The sequence below is a fragment of the Rhizobium sp. AC27/96 genome (genome assembly GCF_001692325.1).
In the GTDB taxonomy this organism is placed as follows: domain Bacteria; phylum Pseudomonadota; class Alphaproteobacteria; order Rhizobiales; family Rhizobiaceae; genus Rhizobium.
In genome coordinates this window covers 1-19856 of the sequence record NZ_LXKN01000037.1, presented here as the reverse complement: position 1 = coordinate 19856, position 19856 = coordinate 1, and the positions used below count along the sequence as shown (strand labels likewise).

General features: G+C 60.1%; 19 protein-coding genes. 15 read left to right on the top strand and 4 right to left on the bottom strand.

All coding sequences use genetic code 11. From position 1 onward, the window contains the following. Positions 1-2: 2 nt before the first annotated feature. Positions 3-329, bottom strand: coding sequence for a hypothetical protein (locus tag A6U86_RS24735; RefSeq protein ID WP_068396583.1), 327 nt, complete (start codon positions 327-329; stop codon positions 3-5). A gap of 388 nt (positions 330-717) precedes the next feature. Between A6U86_RS24735 and A6U86_RS24730 the strand changes: the two genes are divergently transcribed. Together A6U86_RS24730 and A6U86_RS24725 are read left to right on the top strand one after the other, a co-directional pair. Further along, positions 718-1035 (top strand): hypothetical protein, encoded by a 318-nt coding sequence (locus A6U86_RS24730; RefSeq protein WP_068396580.1) that lies wholly within the window; start codon positions 718-720, stop codon positions 1033-1035. An 87-nt stretch (positions 1036-1122) separates the two neighbouring features. After that, a complete protein-coding gene (locus A6U86_RS24725; RefSeq protein WP_068396577.1) occupies positions 1123-1305 on the top strand; it encodes a Flp family type IVb pilin in 183 nt (60 codons plus the stop codon). Positions 1306-1339: 34 nt separating this feature from the next. Here A6U86_RS24725 and A6U86_RS24720 read toward each other — a convergent pair whose 3' ends face one another. After that, complete coding sequence (locus A6U86_RS24720; RefSeq protein WP_068396574.1) at positions 1340-2224, bottom strand: class I SAM-dependent methyltransferase; 885 nt, start codon at positions 2222-2224, stop codon at positions 1340-1342. 93 nt (positions 2225-2317) lie between these two features. On the opposite strand from A6U86_RS24720, the gene A6U86_RS24715 reads away from it, so the two are divergent. Genes A6U86_RS24715 through A6U86_RS24695 form a run of 5 tightly spaced genes read left to right on the top strand, consistent with a single transcriptional unit; the run spans position 2318 to position 5275 of the window. Next, the gene (locus A6U86_RS24715) at positions 2318-3094 is read left to right on the top strand and encodes a ComF family protein (protein ID WP_068396571.1); all 777 of its coding nucleotides are present in this window, start codon (positions 2318-2320) and stop codon (positions 3092-3094) included. A gap of 29 nt (positions 3095-3123) precedes the next feature. After that, positions 3124-3381 carry a glutaredoxin 3 gene (gene grxC, locus A6U86_RS24710; protein ID WP_068396567.1) on the top strand — a complete coding sequence of 86 codons (258 nt, stop codon included), beginning with the start codon at positions 3124-3126 and terminating at the stop codon, positions 3379-3381. Between the two features lie 24 nt (positions 3382-3405). Beyond that, positions 3406-4263, top strand: a complete 858-nt coding sequence (locus A6U86_RS24705; protein ID WP_068396564.1) for a carbon-nitrogen hydrolase family protein — start codon at positions 3406-3408, stop codon at positions 4261-4263. Beyond that, complete coding sequence (locus tag A6U86_RS24700) at positions 4260-4688, top strand: DUF1178 family protein (protein ID WP_068396561.1); 429 nt, start codon at positions 4260-4262, stop codon at positions 4686-4688. Before A6U86_RS24705 ends, A6U86_RS24700 begins: the two co-directional genes overlap by 4 nt. Beyond that, complete coding sequence (locus A6U86_RS24695) at positions 4688-5275, top strand: DUF3291 domain-containing protein (protein WP_068396558.1); 588 nt, start codon at positions 4688-4690, stop codon at positions 5273-5275. Before A6U86_RS24700 ends, A6U86_RS24695 begins: the two co-directional genes overlap by 1 nt. A 23-nt stretch (positions 5276-5298) precedes the next feature. On the opposite strand, the gene ubiG is transcribed toward A6U86_RS24695, so the two are convergent. Next, positions 5299-6045, bottom strand: a complete 747-nt coding sequence (gene ubiG / locus A6U86_RS24690; RefSeq protein WP_068396555.1) for a bifunctional 2-polyprenyl-6-hydroxyphenol methylase/3-demethylubiquinol 3-O-methyltransferase UbiG — start codon at positions 6043-6045, stop codon at positions 5299-5301. A gap of 261 nt (positions 6046-6306) precedes the next feature. On the opposite strand from ubiG, the gene A6U86_RS24685 reads away from it, so the two are divergent. The 8 genes from A6U86_RS24685 (at position 6307) to A6U86_RS24650 (ending at position 17444) form a co-directional block, all read left to right on the top strand. Next, positions 6307-6933 (top strand): hypothetical protein, encoded by a 627-nt coding sequence (locus tag A6U86_RS24685; protein ID WP_068396613.1) that lies wholly within the window; start codon positions 6307-6309, stop codon positions 6931-6933. Positions 6934-7103: 170 nt separating this feature from the next. Continuing rightward, positions 7104-8378: an aspartate kinase gene (locus A6U86_RS24680; RefSeq protein ID WP_068396552.1), complete on the top strand. Its 1275-nt coding sequence runs from the start codon at positions 7104-7106 to the stop codon at positions 8376-8378. A 100-nt stretch (positions 8379-8478) separates the two neighbouring features. After that, positions 8479-10746: a phosphoenolpyruvate--protein phosphotransferase gene (gene ptsP / locus A6U86_RS24675; protein WP_068396549.1), complete on the top strand. Its 2268-nt coding sequence runs from the start codon at positions 8479-8481 to the stop codon at positions 10744-10746. A 90-nt stretch (positions 10747-10836) separates the two neighbouring features. Beyond that, positions 10837-11916, top strand: a complete 1080-nt coding sequence (gene prfA / locus A6U86_RS24670; protein WP_068396546.1) for a peptide chain release factor 1 — start codon at positions 10837-10839, stop codon at positions 11914-11916. Then, complete coding sequence (gene prmC, locus A6U86_RS24665) at positions 11913-12788, top strand: peptide chain release factor N(5)-glutamine methyltransferase (RefSeq protein ID WP_068396543.1); 876 nt, start codon at positions 11913-11915, stop codon at positions 12786-12788. Before prfA ends, prmC begins: the two co-directional genes overlap by 4 nt. 349 nt (positions 12789-13137) lie before the next feature. After that, positions 13138-13830 (top strand): DUF4167 domain-containing protein, encoded by a 693-nt coding sequence (locus tag A6U86_RS24660; protein WP_068396540.1) that lies wholly within the window; start codon positions 13138-13140, stop codon positions 13828-13830. A 364-nt stretch (positions 13831-14194) separates the two neighbouring features. After that, the gene (gene clpB / locus A6U86_RS24655; RefSeq protein WP_068396537.1) at positions 14195-16795 is read left to right on the top strand and encodes an ATP-dependent chaperone ClpB; all 2601 of its coding nucleotides are present in this window, start codon (positions 14195-14197) and stop codon (positions 16793-16795) included. A gap of 136 nt (positions 16796-16931) precedes the next feature. Further along, entirely contained in the window at positions 16932-17444 is a 513-nt protein-coding gene (locus A6U86_RS24650; protein WP_068396611.1) for an AAA family ATPase, read from the top strand. Positions 17445-17479: 35 nt separating this feature from the next. Here A6U86_RS24650 and A6U86_RS24645 read toward each other — a convergent pair whose 3' ends face one another. Then, complete coding sequence (locus A6U86_RS24645; protein WP_068396534.1) at positions 17480-19420, bottom strand: M23 family metallopeptidase; 1941 nt, start codon at positions 19418-19420, stop codon at positions 17480-17482. Positions 19421-19856: the final 436 nt, after the last annotated feature.

Genomic DNA, 19856 nt, shown 5'->3' with positions numbered 1-19856 from the left:
GCTCAGATTTCCTTGAAGCGGAAGTTCGATTTCACGAGCTGATCGAGATTGTTCGCCATAGCCTCTCGATGGGAAGGCTCTGTCTTCGGTGTTCTCCGTAGCAGCTCCGTCAACATTTCGGATTGTCTGGCTGAATCCCGGCGGATTGCCTCGAGATGTTCGAGCATCAATCCGAAGGTAAAAATCACGGCACCGCAAAATGCATACATAAGGGTGACGACCAGCCCCGGGACCAAGCCGCTGATGCCTCCGATGGCAAGCATCCAGATACCGATCATGATCGCAACGGCTATGACGATGCCGCCGACGGCTTTAAACAGAACCACCATATATTAGCCCCTATGCAACTTATGATAACAATATGCCTTCATAGGTTGCATCAAGGTATGTGTAGGTCAATCTCAATTTATTGGTGTTTGCGAGATTTACTTGTTCTTTTACGTGTTGCTGCCGGAGATGTTTGAAGTTCGACGATGTGCGGGATTTCGTCAGTGGCCGCGATCCATGCGTTTAGTGCGCCCGGGGACGGCGCATCGCAAACAGGGTTAACGAAAATTAGCCATTTAATATCAGGCCTGTAACCCGAATCGGCCGGTGTCCCAGAATTTTACGTCTCATTAATTTGCATGTGGATATTAAGGGATCGTTTATGACCTTCTGGCATTCAATGCTCTCAATCAAGCAGGTTGTTGGGTGCGTTAAAGAAGGCTTGACACAATGGACGACGATTTCTGGAAAGCTGTTCAGGAAAAAGAGCAGTCCTATTCCACGTCGCGCAAGACGGGCGCGTTGAATATCGCTTTGCTGTTCGGTACGGCGGCGGTGGCGCTTTCGCTTATCCTGACGCCAATGCTCTCCGACAAATCCAAGTCGCGCGTGCTTGCAAGTGCACCCGATCTTGACAATATTACCACCGGTTCGATCCCACAGACTGAAAACGGCAAGCGGTATACGATCCGCCGCAGCGTGCTGCAGCATGAGCCGGGTGCGGTCTGCATCGTCCAGGGGTATGGCGCGGATAGCGGCTGCCAATAAAGCTTGCGCATAGCCTGCCAGATGCCATGACAGCATCGGATTCACGAGATGTTGATGTCCAATGCTGGGGCTGGGAGCTTTGAGCGTATGCGTTCCGTACGGCGTTTTTTCAATGACAAGACCGGTGCAACGGTCATCGAATACGGGCTGATTGCCGCTCTCATGTCGGCGGCGATTATCAGCGGTGTCGGCGCCTTTGGCGGCAGCCTCGCCAACACATTCAGCCTCGTTTCCAATACGGTCCAGAATTCCGCCGTCAACCAGAACTGACGCGATCACAGACCGCTTCGCCCCGGTCGAATGATTATTGCTTGAGCTTGTGCTCCTCGACCTTGAGCGCATCGGCGAGCCGTGCCTTTGCCGAGCCTGGCCGCAGCGGCTTTTGCTGGCTCTCATGCGGCGTCCAGCCGGATACGTAAATGATCGAGAATGTCGCCCTGATCCTGCCATCCGCATCGGAATAGCGCTCGGCGTAGAGTTCGGCCGCGCGCAGGAAGAAGGCGCGTGACAGCGGCTTGCGGCTGCGATCGGCAAGCGGGTTGGTCATGCCCATGGCGCGCAGGTCGCGCATCAAGGCAAACAGATTGTCGTATCGTACCGTATAGGTCTCCGCATCTATGACAGGCAGCGTGAAGCCGGCCCGTTGCAGCAGACCGCCGACATCGCGGACATCGGCGAAGGGGATCACGCGTGGGCTGGCTCCGCCCGTCAGTTCGATCTCGGTTGCCAGCAGCACGTCGCGCAATTCCTGCAGGGTTCCCAGGCCGGGGATGGCTGCCAGGAAGAGGCCATCGGCCTTCAATGCCCGGCGGATCTGGATGAAGACGCCTGGAGTATCGTTGGTCAGATGCAGGCTGAGCGGTGAGAGGACGAGATTGACTGACTCCGCCGCCAGCGGCAACTCCTCCAGCGGTGCCTCGATGATCGTCTCGCCCGGCTCTGCAAAACCGGTCTCGTTTTCGATCCTGCTGAGATGGCCGATCTTGCCGGTCGCCAATGCCAGCCGCGCCGCGATACCGGTTGCGCCATGAAGCTCCAGGGCCTCGTCGAAACGCCGCTCGGTCACGCCAAGCCGCTCGGCCAATTCCTGCGCCGCGATGTCGAGAAGAAACGTCGCCTTCGTATCTCCCTGTCTCAGCGCCCGGCGTTTGCGGGCAAGGAGCAACGATTGGTCGAACACGGTTTCCATGGCGGTTTCCTGCAATCTCATCGTTAGGCGAGCCGTGGCGGGCACGGGTGTTTTCCTTCGCAAAGCCTGCGGGAAAAAGCTAGTGTCAATCATATGGGGATGATGGCGCGCGAAATCACATGGTCGATGCTGCGGTCCGGGCTCACAAGGCCCTGGCTGGCTTTGGCCGATCTGGTCTACCCGCCGGCCTGTCCCGGCTGCGGGGTTTCCGTCGGGGCGCATCGCGGTCTTTGCCCGGCCTGCTGGTCCCGCATCCGCTTCATCGAGCGGCCCTATTGCGAGGTTCTGGGCAGCCCGTTTTCGCATGATCTTGGCGCGGGGATCCTCAGTGCCGAGGCGATCGCCGATCCCCCGGTTTTCGACCGGCTGCGCTCCGCTGCCGTCCATGACGGTATCGTGCGCGATCTCGTTCTCAGCCTGAAATATCGCGATCGTTCCGATCTCGCGCCGATGATGGCTGGCTGGATGCTGCGCGCCAGCGATGGCACTGTTGCCGCCTGCGACGCCATCATTCCGGTGCCGCTGCATCGGGCGCGGCTGTTTGCGCGCAAGTATAATCAGGCAGCCGAGCTTGCCCGCCATATCGCTCGCCTTTCCGGAAAACCGCTGCTCGCCGCGACGCTGCTGCGCGTCAAGCGCACGACCCGGCAGGTCGGTCTCGGCGCCAAGGCGCGGCAGGACAATGTGCGTGGGGCATTCGCTCTTTCCGAGCATCGTGCTGCCGATGTGTTCGGCCGGCGTATCGTGCTGGTCGACGACGTCTATACCACGGGCGCAACAGTGGCGGCGGCGACCCGTGCCCTGAAGAAGGCGGGTGCGGCGGATGTGACTGTTTTGACCTTTGCAAGGGTCGTCAGCCATCTTATATGACAGTAAATCTAAGTTTTCCGGAGTGAATCATGGCATCCGTGGTTATTTATACGCGTGAGTTCTGCGGCTTCTGCTCTCGGGCGAAGTCGCTGCTCGATTCCAAGGGCGTCGACTATATCGAGCACAACGCCACCTATTCGCCCGACATGCGCCAGGAAATGATCTCGAAGTCGAACGGCCGCTCGACCTTCCCGCAGATATTCATCAATGGTGAGCATGTCGGCGGTTGCGATGATCTCCATGCGCTTGACCGGACCGGCAAGCTCGATCCGATGCTGGCCGCCTGAACCGCTTTCGCAAGGGAAACGACGATGAGTTTCAAAGCCGCCGCCATTCAGATGTGCTCCGGTGTCGATCCGGTGAAGAACGCGGCCGACATGGCGCGTCTGGTCCGTGATGCCGCCTCGCAGGGCGCTGTCTATGTGCAGACGCCGGAGATGACCGGCGCCGTGCAGAAGGATCGTCCGGGTTTGCGCGCCGTGTTGCGCGACGAGCCAAATGATATCATCGTCAAGACGGCATCCGAGCTGGCCAAGGAACTCGGTATCCACCTCCATATCGGTTCGACGGCGATCGCGCTCGACGACGGCAAGATTGCCAATCGCGGCTTCCTCTTTGGTCCTGACGGCAAGCTCATCAACCGTTACGACAAGATCCACATGTTCGACGTCGATCTCGACAATGGCGAGAGCTGGCGCGAGAGTGCCGTCTACAGGCCGGGATCTGAGGCGCGTATCGCCTCTCTGCCCTTTGCCGAACTTGGCTTTTCCATCTGCTATGATGTGCGCTTTCCGCAGCTCTTCCGCGCCCAGGCCGTTGCCGGCGCCCAGGTGATGACCGTGCCTGCCGCCTTTACCCGGCAGACCGGTGAGGCGCATTGGGAAATCCTGCTGCGCGCCCGCGCCATCGAGAACGGCATGTTCGTCATCGCCGCGGCGCAGGCAGGCAAGCATGAAGACGGCCGCGAGACCTTCGGTCACTCGATGATCATCGATCCCTGGGGAAAGGTGCTGGCGTCGGCCGGCGGCACGGGCGAAGCGGTTATTGTCGCCGAGATCGATGTCGCGGCGGTGAAATCTGCCCATGACAAGATTCCAAACCTGAAGAATGCGCGCGAGTTTTCGCTGGAAAAGATCGCGACGCCGGCGGCTGGAGGCGTCGCTGCTTGATCCGTTACTCCCTTAGCTGTGACAATGCCCACGAGTTCGAGGGCTGGTTTTCGGAAAGCGCCGATTTCGACCGTCAGATCGAAAGCGGCTTTCTGACCTGTCCCGTCTGCAATTCCTCGGTGATTTCGAAGCTGCTGATGGCGCCATCGGTATCCACCGCGCGCAAGAAGAACGAGATGCAGACGCTGGCCATGGACGCTGCCCGCAAGGAGGTAATGGTCAAGCTCAAGGAGGCGGTCGAGGCGATCAAGGCCAATGCCGAGGATGTCGGCGCGAAGTTTCCCGAAGAGGCTCGCAAGATCCATTATGGCGAGGCGGACGCGCGCGGGATCATTGGCAAGGCCACGCCGGACGAGGCTCAGGCGCTTGTCGACGAAGGCATCGAAATCGCCGCCATTCCCGTTTTGCCAGACGATATCAACTGATGTCGGCAGGCGTCGGCAAAAATCTGGCCATGTATAATTTCGGGCTGCATGTCGCAGCCTATGAGAGCGCTGCCGTCGAAGGATTTCGCCTGCGGGAAGCGGCGAATTTCGAGGCTGCGGCTCGTGCCCATGGCTTTATCGGCCGCTCCGGCTACACGGGCGAGCCGGGTACTTCCTGCTGGGGCCAACAGGTCTTTCCGCGCTTCATCGAAGGCAGCGGCTTTGCGACTGCACCCTCGTCGCTATCGCTCTGGGCCGATATCGAGTCGCTGATGGCGTTCAGCTATAGCGGCGTGCATGCCGATGCGTTGAAACATGCCCGGCACTGGAATGTCAGGCAAAGCTGGCCACCGCTGGTTCTCTGGTGGGTGGATGCCGGTGTCGTTCCAGAGTGGAAAGACGGCGTCGAGCGGCTGGAATATCTTCACGACAAGGGCCCAAGCGCCGAAGCCTTCTCGTTCAAGAGTCCCTATGGGCCGGACGGCGCGCCCCTGGAGATCGATCGAAATCGCGTGAAGGAAATCGCAGCGCTCAACGCCGGAGGCCAAGGCGATCTATTGGCGCATGTGAGGACGCTGAAAATCTAGGCCAGAATCGACCGCTTGCGGCTTCAAACAGCCCTTTTCGCCAGCAGCATGTAGTTCACGTCCATGTCCTTCGACAGGTTCCAGCGGTCCTGCAGCGGCGAATAGAACACGCCGGTGCGGGCGATGATCTCCATCCCGTCGGCGGCAAGCGGCTTCTCGATCTCTTCCGGACGAACAAGCTTTTCATATTGATGCGTGCCGCGCGGCAGCCAGCGCAAGACATTTTCAGCGGCAAAGATGGCCAGCGCCGCCGCCTTCATCGTGCGGTTGATCGTGGCGACAAACATGAGGCCACCGGGCCGCACCATCTTCGCGCATGTGGTCATGAAGAACTCGACATCGGCGACATGCTCGACCACTTCCATGTTCAGCACGATATCGAAGGTCTCGCCGGCTTCGGCCAGTTGCTCGGCGGTCACCGCACGATAATCGACGGGAACGCCTGAGGCCTTGGCATGCGTCGAGGCGATGCCGATATTCTTTTCGGACGGATCGGCGCCAATGACAGAGGCGCCCATGCGCGCCATCGGCTCTGACAGCAAGCCGCCGCCACAGCCGATATCGAGGACGCGCAGGCCCTCCAGGGGCCGGCTACTTTTCGGGTCGCGGCCGAAGTTTTCGCTGGCATGGTCACGGATATAGGCAAGGCGCACCGGGTTGAACTTGTGCAGCGGCTTGAATTTGCCGGTCGGGCTCCACCATTCCGCCGCCATGGCGGAGAAACGGTCGACTTCGCTCTGGTCGATCGTGCTTTTCGCCGTTTCGGTCATGGTTCACTCCTTGGTCTGCACCGTGCAATCCGCGCGCATCGTCGCGAGGCATAATTCCATCAGATGTGAAGTCGGACGATCGGAGGCTGATGTCAAGGGCTGCGCCCGTTGCTGCGTCTCCGTGTCATCCGGACGGCATCGGCGGATATTGGAGGAAGGTTGACAAAGAACCGTTTCATGGCGGATCAATCGCCCTGGCTTTCAAATGGACTTTCAAAACCGGGGGTTGGTTTGATCCGCCGGCCCAAGGAGGAGTTCTTCATGAGACCATTGCGCCTCGCGACCGTGGTTGCCATAGGCTGTCTCACTATCGGTCACGCGAATGCCGGAGACGGAAAGGGGTTTCGTCTGACGGTCGACGGCGTCGAAGTGGGCATCAATCCGGGCGATAGTCTCGATGTCACCATGAAGGACGGCCGCAAGGTTTCGGTGGAGCTGCAGCGCAGCGAAACCGTGACGTTCAGCGGGGGCAAGTTTTCCTTCGATCACGACGGCAAGTTCACGGTCGCGAAAACGGATCTTGGCGGCGGGGTGGAGCAGTATGCGTTGATGACACCGGTCGGCACGGGGATCGTCATCCAGGAATACAAAGGTCTCAATCCTTCCAGCATTACCGATTTCGTCTTGCAGCAGATGATTCAGGAAAGCATCAGCGGCGGCGCCAAGCTGAAGAAGGAGGCGGCGCAGCGGATGCTTCCCGGTGGTGTATTGATGAAGGGCGTTAAGGCGGAAACCACCACCGACAATGATGTCATGGACTATGAGATCGTGGCGACCGGCCGGCCGGATGGCGGCGTGCTCGTCGCTACCTTCCTCAACAAGGAAAACATCCCCAAGGAAGGGATGATCCTCGACAAGATGTGGTCGAGCCTAAAAGTGGAGTTTTAGAGTAAACTATTCATGGCGCGGCCGCGCCAAGCTATTGCACCCGCCTGCCAAACTCGCTAAGAGACGCCCCCATTGATATGGGCTTTTCCGGCTAATGGACCGGAAGGGTGATTTCGCATGCCGGGCTTGTCGCATTTCGGCCGCCCGGCGCTGGGTACTGGTAGAGGCACATGGCACGCATCGTGATGAAATTCGGCGGAACTTCCGTCGCGGATCTGGACCGTATCAAGAATGTCGCACGCCATGTGAAACGGGAAGTCGACGCCGGCCACGAGGTCGCGGTCGTCGTTTCCGCCATGTCCGGCAAGACCAACGAGCTGGTCGGCTGGGTCCAGAACATGCCGAAAGTCGCCGGCGCCGACCATTCGATCTATGACGCGCGCGAATACGACGCGATCGTTGCTTCCGGTGAGCAGGTGACTTCAGGCCTGCTGGCGATCGCGCTGCAGGCTATGGGCATCAATGCCCGCTCCTGGCAGGGTTGGCAGATCCCGATCCGCACCGACAACGCCCATGGCGCGGCGCGCATTCTTGAGATCGACGGCAGCGAGATGATCCGCCGCATGGGCGAGGGCCAGGTGGCAGTCGTCGCCGGCTTCCAGGGGCTTGGCCCCGACAATCGTATCTCCACGCTCGGCCGCGGTGGTTCCGATACATCTGCAGTGGCCATTGCCGCTGCGGTCAAGGCTGACCGTTGCGACATCTATACCGACGTCGATGGCGTCTATACGACCGATCCGCGCATCGAGCCGAAGGCCCGCCGCCTGAAGAAGATCGCCTTCGAGGAAATGCTCGAAATGGCGTCTCTCGGCGCCAAGGTACTGCAGGTGCGCTCGGTCGAGCTGGCCATGGTCTTTAAGGTTCGCACCTTCGTGCGCTCCTCTTTCGAAGATCCCGATGCTCCGGGCATGGGCGATCTGCTCAACCCGCCCGGAACGCTGATTTGTGACGAGGAAGAAATCGTGGAACAGGAAGTAGTCACCGGCATCGCCTATGCCAAGGATGAGGCCCAGATCTCGCTGCGTCGTCTTGCCGACCGGCCGGGCGTTTCCGCCGCGATCTTCGGACCGCTGGCTGAAAACCACATCAATGTCGACATGATCGTCCAGAATATTTCCGAGGACGGCTCCAAGACCGACATGACCTTCACGGTTCCTTCGGGCGATGTCGATAAGGCACTGCGCGTGCTGGGCGAGAACAAGGAAAAGATCGGCTACGACGTGATTCAAAACGAATCAGGTCTGGTCAAGGTTTCGGTCATCGGTATCGGCATGCGTTCGCATGCAGGCGTGGCCGCGACCGCTTTCCGGGCACTTGCCGAAAAAGGTATCAACATCAAGGCTATTACGACGTCAGAAATCAAGATTTCCATCCTGATCGACGGTCCTTACGCAGAACTCGCAGTCAGGACTTTGCATTCCTGCTACGGTCTGGATAAGAGTTGATTCAGGACTGCTGACGACGGACCGTAACGGAGGCGAGTTTCGGCCGGCCCTGACGTGGGCAAGAATGGCGTGATATCTTGATTCGGGAGCTAGAGACGCAATGAGAGACCTATCCGGCGGTCCACGCGTTCTGCTCAAGCGGCTGCGCGAATTGATGGCGGAGCCGCTGGAGCCGCAGGAGCGTCTTGACCGGATCGTCCGCCAGATTGCCAGCAACATGGTCGCCGAAGTGTGCTCCGTCTACGTGCTGCGCGCAGACGGCGTCCTCGAACTTTACGCCACCGAGGGCCTCAACAAGGAAGCCGTCCACCTTTCGCAATTGAAGATGGGACAGGGCCTGGTCGGTACAATCGCCGCCTCCGCCCAGCCGCTCAACCTCTCCGACGCGCAGTCGCATCCCGCCTTCCGCTACCTGCCGGAAACCGGTGAAGAGATCTACCATTCCTTCCTCGGCGTGCCGATCCTGCGCACGGGCCGCTCGCTCGGCGTTCTCGTCGTCCAGAACAAGGCCAGCCGAACCTATCGCGAGGAAGAGCTGGAAGCGCTTGAGACGACGGCGATGGTGCTGGCCGAAATGATCGCCACCGGCGAGCTGAAGAAGATCACCAAGCCCGGCCTGGAACTCGATCTGACCCGCTCGGTCACCATCGACGGCGACAGCTACAATGAAGGCATCGGGCTCGGCTATGTCGTGCTGCACGAGCCACGCATCGTCGTCACCAATCTGCTGAACGAAGACACCGATAAGGAAATCGGCCGTCTGGCCGAAGCGCTCGGCTCGCTGCGTATTTCGATCGACGACATGCTGTCGCGCCGTGATGTCTCGATGGAGGGCGAGCATCGCGAGGTGCTGGAAACCTATCGCATGTTCGCGCATGACCAGGGCTGGGTGCGCAAGCTGGAAGAAGCTGTCCGCAACGGCCTGACCGCGGAAGCTGCCGTCGAAAAGGTTCAGAGCGATACCAAGGCGCGGATGATGCGCCTGACCGACCCATATCTTCGCGAGCGCATGCACGATTTCGAGGATCTGGCGAACCGGCTGCTGCGGCAGCTTATCGGCTATTCGGGTCGCACGGCCGCCGAAGGCTTCCCGAATGATGCGATCATCTTCGCGCGTGCCATGGGCGCTGCCGAGCTGCTCGACTATCCCCGAGCCAATATTCGCGGACTGGTGCTGGAGGAAGGCGCCGTCACGAGCCATGTCGTCATCGTCGCGCGTGCCATGGGCATTCCGGTCATCGGCCAGGCGACCGGCATCGTCGCCCTTGCCGAGAATGGCGATTCGGTCATCATCGATGGCGATGGCGGCCATGTGCATCTCCGACCGATGGCTGACCATCAGCGTTCCTACGAGGAAAAGGTGCGGTTCCGCGCCCGCCGGCAAGAGCAGTTCCGTGCACTGCGCGCGGTCGAGCCGGTCACCAAGGACGGGCAGCGCATCTCGTTGCAGATGAATGCCGGCCTGCTTGTGGATTTGCCGCAGCTTGCCGAATCCGGCGCCGAAGGCATCGGCCTGTTCCGCACCGAGCTGCAGTTCATGATCGCCTCGACCATGCCGAAGGCGGATGAGCAGGAGGCGTTCTACCGCAATGTGCTGAAGCAGGCGGACGGGCGCGTCGTCACCTTCCGGACGCTCGATATCGGCGGCGACAAGGTCGTCTCCTATTTCCGCGCGCATGAGGAAGAAAACCCGGCGCTAGGCTGGCGCGCCATTCGCCTGTCGCTGGATCGCCCGGGCCTGCTGCGCACGCAACTGAGGGCCATGCTGAAGGCGGCCGCCGATGGCGAGCTGAAGATGATGGTGCCAATGGTCACGGAAGTCTCCGAGATCAAGGCGGTGCGTGAGCTGTTGCAGAAGGAAGTGCAGCATCTGTCCCGCTTCGGCCATGGTCTGCCGCGCAAGCTGCAATTCGGCGCCATGCTGGAGGTGCCGGCGCTGCTATGGCAGCTGGACGAGTTGATGGCGGCGGTCGATTTCGTCTCGGTTGGCTCGAACGACCTGTTCCAGTTCTCGATGGCTGTCGATCGCGGCAATGCCCGCGTGTCGGATCGTTTCGACCCGCTCGAGCGGCCGTTCCTGCGCATTCTTCGGGATATCGTGCGGGCTGGCGAGTGCAACAAGACGCCGGTGACGCTCTGCGGCGAACTCGCCGGCAAGACGATCTCGGCCATGGCGCTGCTCGGCCTCGGCTTCCGCTCGGTTTCGATGTCTCCGGCGTCGATCGGCCCGGTCAAGGCCATGCTTCTGGGGCTCGATCTCAAGGCCCTGTCGGATGTCATGGAGGAAGCGTTGAACGACACGCGCCCCACCTCTTCGATGCGCGATATCCTTGTAGGCTTTGCCGAGAGCCACAATATTCCGCTTTAGCGCGTGATCCACGAAAACGATAAACGGTTTCCGGACAGGATCATGCGCATCATGTCACAGCAGAGATAATAAGAAGAATTGGAGTAAAGGGTGGCCAAGCTTCCCGTTGAAAAAATGCGCGAACTGGAGCGTCGCTTTGGGGAAATCGAGGCGCGCATGTCCGCTGGCCCGGCCGCGGATGTCTATGTGAAGCTTGCTTCCGAGTATTCCGAATTGCAGCCGGTCGTCGCCAAGATCCGCGACTATGAGCGCGTGCTTGCCGAGGCGGCCGATCTCGACACCATGCTCGCCGACAAGTCCGTCGATCGCGAGATGCGCGATCTCGCCGAAATGGAATTGCCTGAGGTCAAGGAGCGGATCGAAGTCCTCGAGAAGGAAATCCAGGTTCTGCTGCTGCCGAAGGACGCCGCCGACGAGAAGAGCGCCATCCTTGAAATCCGCGCCGGCACGGGCGGCTCGGAAGCAGCGCTTTTTGGTGGCGACCTCTTTCGCATGTATGAGCGCTTCGCTGCCAACAACGGCTGGAAGGTCGAGATCCTGTCCTCAAGCGACGGCGAAGCTGGCGGCTACAAGGAAATTATCGCCACGATCACCGGCAAGGGTGTGTTTTCGCGCCTGAAGTTCGAATCCGGCGTGCACCGCGTGCAACGCGTACCGGAAACCGAAGCGGGCGGCCGCATCCATACCTCGGCGGCAACTGTTGCCGTACTGCCGGAGGCCGAGGAGATCGATATCGAGATCCGCCCTGAGGATATCCGCATCGACACCATGCGCTCTTCGGGCGCCGGCGGCCAGCACGTCAACACCACGGACTCGGCTGTGCGCATTACCCATATTCCTTCGGGGATCGTGGTGACGAGTTCGGAGAAGTCACAGCACCAGAACCGCGCCAAGGCGATGCAGGTGCTGCGCTCGCGTCTATTCGACATGGAGCGCCAGCGCGCGGACAATGAACGCTCGGCGGACCGCAAGAGCCAGGTCGGCTCCGGCGACCGGTCCGAACGTATCCGCACCTATAACTTCCCGCAGGGACGCGTCACCGATCATCGCATCAACCTGACGCTCTACAAGCTCGACCGGATGATGATCGGCGAGATCGACGAGGTGGTCGATGCGCTTCTGGCGGATTACCAGGCGAGCCAGCTCGCCCAGCTTGGCGAACAGGCATGAACAGCGGGCAGGGGGCGACCGTAGCCGGGCTCCTGCAGGAGGTGCGTGCCCGTTTTGCTAAGGCCGATCTTGATGACCCCGCCACCGAGGCAAGAATCCTTGTCGGCGGGCTCCTCCATCTCTCCTCCACCGAGCTTGTGACGCGGGGTTCGGAAGCGGTATCGCCCGATGATGTCGGCACGGCGCGAGCGGCGATCGATCGCCGTCTCAACCATGAGCCGGTCCACCGTATTCTTGGCGAACGCGAATTCTATGGCTTGCCCTTTCGGCTATCGCCGGCAACGCTGGAGCCTCGGCCTGACACAGAAATACTGGTCGATACGATGCTTCCGCATGTGCGGCGCCTTGAATCCGAGCTCGGGAATGTCCACTTACTTGATCTGGGAACGGGAACCGGGGCCATTTGTCTGGCTCTGCTTCATGAATGTCCGCAAGCGACGGGCGTTGGTTCCGACATCTCCGGCGAGGCGCTGGAGACCGCACGCGGCAATGCGGAGCGGAATGGCTTGGCGGCACGGTTCGATACTGTGCAAGGAAGCTGGTTTGATGCCATCCACGAACGATTTCATGTGATTGTCTCAAATCCGCCCTATATTGCCTCCAGTGTCATTTCCACTCTCGCTCCAGAAGTAAAGGATTTCGATCCTCCCGCGGCCCTTGACGGGGGTCTTGATGGGCTGGATGCATATAGAGCGATCGCAAAGGATGCGGCGCGGTTTCTACACCCGAATGGCATGGTGGGAGTGGAGATCGGTTACGATCAGCGTGAAACGGTGACTTCTGTCTTTGAAGGAGCAGGATTTCTCCTTGTCGAAGCGGTTCGTGACTACGGCCAGAACGAGCGGGTGCTTGTGTTTAGATTGCATCATTAACGCGACATTTTGCTGCGGATTTGTGGGATCTCTATTGTTATCGCGAAGAAAAAGCTTGGATTTCCTGAGGAAGCGATATAGGTTGCGCTCACGCGTTGGGCGGCTGGGAATAGGCGAGACGATTCGCCTGTCTTGGACAGCCTCGGGGATCCGCTCTTTGGTAAGAGTGTCAAAGGTTGAAGATAACCCAATGCGTGATCAGTTAATCTGACGTAGTCGAGCGGCAGACCGGCGCTTAAAGCGCAGTTTGCTTGCGGCACGCAGGCCTTGGTTCGGAAGGGTCCGAACCGCGGCGGCAGGTGTCGTGTATGAATTTTATCCCAACGAAGAGAATTCAGGTGAAGGATCTATGAGGCCAGGACAGCAGAATAAGCGCGGTCGGGGGCGTGGTAACAACAACGGCGGCGGCGGTGGTGGAAATAACAACAACAATAATTTCAACCGCAAAGGCTCTAACCCGCTGACCAGGACTTACGACAGCTCCGGTCCCGATGTGAAAATTCGCGGTACGGCACAGCATATCGCCGAAAAATACGCGACTCTGGCGCGTGACGCTCAAAGCTCCGGCGATCGGGTCATGGCTGAAAACTACCTTCAGCACGCCGAGCACTATTATCGCATCATTGCCAGCGCCCAGGCGCAGATGCAGGAACGCTTCCAGCGCGACGATCAGCACAATTACAATGAGCGTGACGGCGGCGACCGCGACGGCGACGATATGGATTCGCAGGAGATGGACGACCAGCCGCAGCTGGCTCCGCCTCCGGTCCGCCATCAGCGGCCTGCTCCGGTTGTTGCCGCAGCTCCGGAACCGGAAGTCATCGATGGCACCGGCCCGCAGCCGGTGATCGAAGGCATTCCGGCCGAAGTCGCGATCGAGGAAGAGACGCCTGCCGTCGCAGCGACGGAGCGTCAGCCGCGCCGCCGCAACGCCGGCGGCAGCCGCCCTCGTCGCCAGCCACGCCGCAGCGCTGATGCGGAAGGCGAGGGCGAAGCTGGGTCGGGCGAAGCTCCGGCTTTGGCGGACGCTGCTTCGGAATAATGCCTTCTCTCCCGTGAGGGAACGATGGAATATCCAAATGGAAACGGCAGTGCTGAACGCGCTGCCGTTTTTGTTTTTGTGGCCTTCCTCCGTGGGACGTTGTTCAGACGGGGCACAAAGTTCCGTTGGACTCCCAGCCATGGGGCGGTCCTTCGGCCCGAAGGCGGCGCTCCTCCGACCTCATAAAATCATTCATTTTTTCGGGTTTTCCGCCCTTTAAACTCGGCGGCTATCCTCCCATATTCTGCTCAGTTGCTTTGCCGCAAATCTCAACGGCGACAGAGCGGGGTCTGCCTATTGAGGGGGCCCAATCTCAATCATCGATCTGCGCCGCTCAGGGCAGGTTGATCCATGGAGGTCCATTATGAATATTGAAAAATACTCCGAGCGGGTGCGCGGTTTCCTGCAATCCGCCCAAACCTATGCGCTTGCGCAGGGTAATCAGCAATTCACGCCTGAACATGTTCTGAAAGTGCTGCTGGACGACGACCAGGGCATGGCTGCATCGTTGATCGAACGTGCCGGCGGCGACGCCAAGGCTGCCCGTCTTGCCAATGACGCCGCACTTGCCAAACTGCCGAAGGTTTCCGGTGGTGATGGGCAGGTCTATCTTGCACAGCCGCTCGCCAAGGTATTCGCCACGGCCGAAGAGGCCGCGAAGAAGGCCGGCGACAGCTTTGTGACTGTCGAGCGTCTTTTGCAGGCGCTGGCGATGGAATCGTCCGCCTCGACATCAGCGACGCTGAAAAAGGCCGGCGTTACGCCAGTAGGGCTCAATCAGGTCATCAATGATATCCGCAAGGGCCGCACCGCTGATTCCGCCAATGCGGAGCAGGGGTTCGATTCCCTGAAGAAATATGCCCGTGACCTCACCGCCGAGGCTCGCGAAGGCAAGCTCGACCCGGTCATCGGCCGCGACGACGAGATCCGCCGCACCATTCAGGTCCTTTCCCGCCGTACGAAAAATAACCCCGTGCTGATCGGCGAGCCCGGCGTCGGCAAGACGGCAATCGTCGAAGGCCTGGCCTTGCGCATCGTCAATGGCGACGTTCCGGAATCGCTGAAGGACAAGAAGCTGATGGCGCTCGACCTGGGCGCTCTGATTGCCGGTGCGAAATTCCGCGGCGAGTTCGAAGAGCGGCTGAAGGCCGTGCTCAACGAAGTCCAGGCGGAAAATGGCGAGATCATCCTGTTCATCGACGAAATGCACACGCTGGTCGGCGCGGGCAAGGCCGATGGCGCCATGGATGCGTCCAATCTGCTGAAGCCGGCGCTCGCCCGCGGCGAGCTGCATTGCGTCGGCGCGACCACGCTCGATGAATATCGCAAGCATGTCGAGAAGGATCCGGCCCTTGCGCGCCGTTTCCAACCGGTCATGGTTGAAGAGCCGACGGTCGAGGATACGATTTCGATCCTGCGCGGCTTGAAGGAAAAATACGAGCAGCACCACAAGGTCCGCATCGCCGATGCTGCCCTGGTCGCTGCTGCTACGCTGTCGAACCGCTATATCACCGATCGCTTCCTGCCGGACAAGGCCATCGACCTGATGGACGAAGCCGCGGCCCGTCTGCGCATGCAGGTGGATTCGAAGCCGGAAGAGCTCGACGAACTCGACCGTCGCATTATCCAGCTGAAGATCGAGCGCGAGGCGCTGAAGAAGGAAACCGACCAGGCCTCGGCTGAGCGGCTGATCCGGTTGGAGACAGAGCTTACCTCCCTCGAAGAGGAGGCCGATGCACTGACCGCGCGCTGGCAGGCTGAAAAGCAAAAGCTGGGTCTGGCCGCCGATTTGAAAAAGCAGCTTGATGACGCTCGCAACGAGCTGGCGATTTCCCAGCGCAAGGGTGAATTCCAGCGCGCCGGCGAACTTGCCTATGGCGTGATCCCGAAGCTGGAGACAGAACTCCACGCCGCGGAAGAGCAGGATAATGCCCGCGATTCCATGGTGCAGGAAGTGGTCACCGCCGACAACATTGCCCAGATCGTCTCCCGCTGGACCGGGATCCCGGTCGACAAGATGCTGGAAGGCGAACGCGACAAGCTGCTGCGAATGGAAGACGAGCTGGCAAAGTGGGTCGTCGGTCAGGGTGATGCCGTTCAGGCGGTCTCGCGTGCCGTTCGCCGCTCGCGCGCCGGACTTCAGGATCCGAACCGGCCGATCGGCTCGTTCATCTTCCTCGGCCCGACCGGCGTCGGCAAGACGGAGTTGACCAAGGCGCTTGCCCGCTTCCTCTTCGACGATGATACCGCCATGGTGCGCATCGATATGTCCGAGTACATGGAGAAGCATTCCGTGGCCCGGCTGATCGGTGCTCCTCCCGGCTATGTCGGCTACGAAGAGGGTGGCGCGCTCACGGAAGCCGTTCGCCGCAGGCCCTATCAGGTCGTGCTGTTCGATGAGATCGAGAAGGCGCATCCCGATGTCTTCAACGTCCTGCTCCAGGTTCTGGACGACGGTCGTTTGACGGACGGACAGGGCCGCACGGTCGATTTCCGCAACACGATGATCATCATGACGTCGAATCTGGGCGCGGAATATCTGACCCAGCTGAAGGATGGCGATGATAGCGATGTGGTGCGCGAGCAGGTGATGGACGTGGTCCGGTCGCATTTCCGGCCGGAATTCCTGAACCGTATCGACGAGATCATCCTGTTCCATCGCCTGAAGCGCGATGAGATGGGCGCGATCGTCGATATCCAGCTGGAGCGGCTGTTGAAGCTGCTGTCGGAGCGCAAGATCAAGCTCGAACTCGACGAGGATGCCCGCAATTGGCTTGCCAACAAGGGGTATGACCCCGTCTATGGTGCGAGACCGCTGAAGCGGGTGATCCAGAAATATGTTCAGGATCCGCTCGCCGAACAGATCCTTTCCGGGCAGGTTCCGGATGGTTCAGTGGTCAAGGTGACCAGTGGATCGGACAGGCTGCTGTTCCGCCCGCGCCAGGCCATAAACGAAGCGGCCTAAGGTCGGTAATGTTGTGATCTCAGCGGATGGCGACCTTCGGGTCGCCATTTTGCTTTCGGAGGCTCGCTCGGAAAACATCTTGCCGAGCGGCATCGGGTCTGTGACGCTTGCACGGGTTCAGAGGATCGGGGGAAACATGCTTGTCATCTTTGGCGGCCTGCCGGGCAGCGGCAAAACCACGATTGCACGGGCACTGGCCGAAAGGCTGGGTGCTACTTATGTCCGGCTCGACACGATCGAGCAGGCGCTGCGGAATTCCGGCATGTTGAGAGACGAGGTCGGGCCTGCCGGATATATCGCCGCCTATGGGATAGCCGGAGACAATCTCAAACTGGGAAACACTGTTATTGCCGATTCCGTCAATCCGATTTCGATAACGCGCGAGGCCTGGAGGCAGGTTGCGCAGCGGGCGGGTGTATCCGCAATCGACGTGGAGGTCATCTGCTCCGACAAAGTGGAGCATCGCCGGCGCGTGGAAACACGCCAGACTGACATCGAAGGTCATGTGAACCCGACATGGGATGAGGTCGTCACCCTAAGCTACGAAAATTGGGGTCCTGGACCGATTGTCGTCGATACGGCCTTGAAGGCCGTGGATGATATCGTCACCGAACTCGTCGATCGGCTGAGAGCTACCGGGCCTAGATAGCGGCCTGATAGTCGGGATCCGCTCGATCTCGATGGCTACTTGCTTGCGACCTGTTTCGACTTTTCGTCGCTCAGCAAGGTATCGATGCGCTTGCGCTCATCCTGGAACTTGGCAAGCGCGTCGCCCTCGAGCGATTTGCCGCCGGGGAGGCGGATGCGCAGTGGATCGACCTTGGTGCCGTTGACGATCAGCTCGTAGTGCAGATGCGGTCCGGTTGCGAGACCCGTCGAGCCGATGAAGCCGATGACCTGCCCCTGAACCACCTTTGCGCCGGGAACGACGCCCTTGGCGATGGCGCTCTGGTGATTGTAGGAGGAGACATAACCATTTGCATGGCGGATCAGCGTCTGATTGCCGAAGCCGCCGGAATCCCAGCCAGCCTTTTCAACGATGCCGTTGCCGGCGGAGATGATCGGCGTGCCGCGTGGTGCGGCCCAGTCGACGCCGGTATGCATACGGGCAAAGCCGAGGATCGGGTGGCGGCGCATGCCGAAGCCTGATTTGAAGATGCCTGTCGGAACAGGGTTGCGTAGCAGGAACTGCCGGATGCTCTTGCCGGCCTCATCGAAATAGTCGATCGAATGATCCGCCGGGTCCTCAAAGCGATAGAAACGCGTGACCGTGTCGCCGAACTTGGCGTTGACGTAGAGCAGCTCGGAATCGGCTGTCGCCTGACCCTTGTCGTCGGCGACCGAGAAGAAGGCCTCCAGCGAATCCGTGGGTTTCAGCTGTGCCTGGAAATCGACGTTGCTGGCGAGCAGCTTGACGATCTGCGCCACCATCTCCTTGCTCATGCCGTAGGAAAGCGCCGCGCGATAGATGCCATCATAGACGCTTGGCAGGTCGCGGCCGGCGGCAACGACGGGGGCATCATTGTCGAAGGCGGTGGCGATGGCATCGAGCATCGGCGGCGCGCTGCCGGCGATGAAGTCGCCATGGTCGTTCTGCGCGATGGTCAGCAGGTGCTTGGTGCCGCGATAGATGCTGGCGCGGATGATCTTGGCCTGTTCGCCCTTCTGCAGGATGCCGATGCGAAGCACATCGCCCGTGGAAACATCGGATGAGCCGAAGACAGGCTGAATCTTTGAGGTGATGTCGTCTGCATCGGCCTTGAGATAGCCGGCACTGGTGAGTGCCGTGGCGATCGGCATGTTTTCCCGAATAGGAATGATATCGTCGGCAAATTCTTCCGTCTGCGCGGTCACGGCTTCGGAGGCGGAGACCGACATGTTCTCCTCGACGATTCGAGCGGCAAGGCCCGCCGTCAGATCGACATCGGCGTCATCATTGGCGAAGCGGCGCGGGTCGACATAGTAAAGCGCTGAAAGCTGGGTGTTGCTGTCGGCGAGGATCGAGCCGTTGGAGCGCACATTCTCCTCGACTTCGTCCAGCGACATGGAACCGGCGAGCGGGAAGGGGATGTCCTTGCTCGGAAAGGATATGGTCTTGAGGCTGACTTCGGATTCCACGTCAGAACCGTAGATCGCTCCGGTCCGGTTGGCCGGCGGCGGTATGTTCTCGTCGGCGGAAAAGATCGCCAGCGGATCGAAGGGCGGATAGCTTTCGCCGGCGACGCGGTTGGTGGCGAGCGCGATCTTCACATGAGCGAAGGGCTGGCGGCGCACCACTTCCTTGTCGCCGTCCCGCACCACGGTCGATACTTCGAGAATGTTGCGGTCGGATGGCTTGGAAGCGATCGCGGTGGAGATCAGCCGGCCGCCGCGCGTTACCTGGTCGTCGGAGGCGTCATGGCTGTCCGTTGTCGCATAGGCTTCGGCCGGAATGGCCAGCTGCTGCCGTCCGTCAAGTGCGGCAAATAGGGCGACGCCCATCAATATGCTTGAGGTAAGGCCGGTGAGGAACGTACCGGAAAGCCATCGCAAGGAAACCTCGCGCCGGTCCGGAGCTCGCCTGCCATCGGCCAGGATTGGCGGCTCGTTGCCGAGCGATCGGAGCATCATTTTGTCCGTTATCATGCCAATCGAGATCCGCTTCCTTATATGCGAGCCGCAGGCTGGGGGCGAAGATGTGCATATTTATGACAAGGGTGTCAAATGAAGCGGCCAGGTTCAGCCGCTCTGCAGGCCTGTTTCCCATGAAATCTGCTGTTGCGGGACGCATGGTTTGCGGGGGGTGGCTGCGAATGGAACCTCGTTACGCCTTCAGGCGCGGCCTTTCCGGCAAGCCCGGGGCCGCAACAGACGCGATATAATGCCGTTCTGGCCCACCGCTCCTGCCGATCAGAGGGGTGTTCATAATTTCATCATGAGAATCAATCAGTTATGTGTTTTTTGATTTTTTTCAAAATAGGCCTGTTGACTTGGTTCGGAGGTAGGGTCTATAAGCCCGATCACTGAACGAGGGCGGCGGCGCTGCTGGCGACGAAGTCCTTCGCTCTAGTGTTTCCTGGAT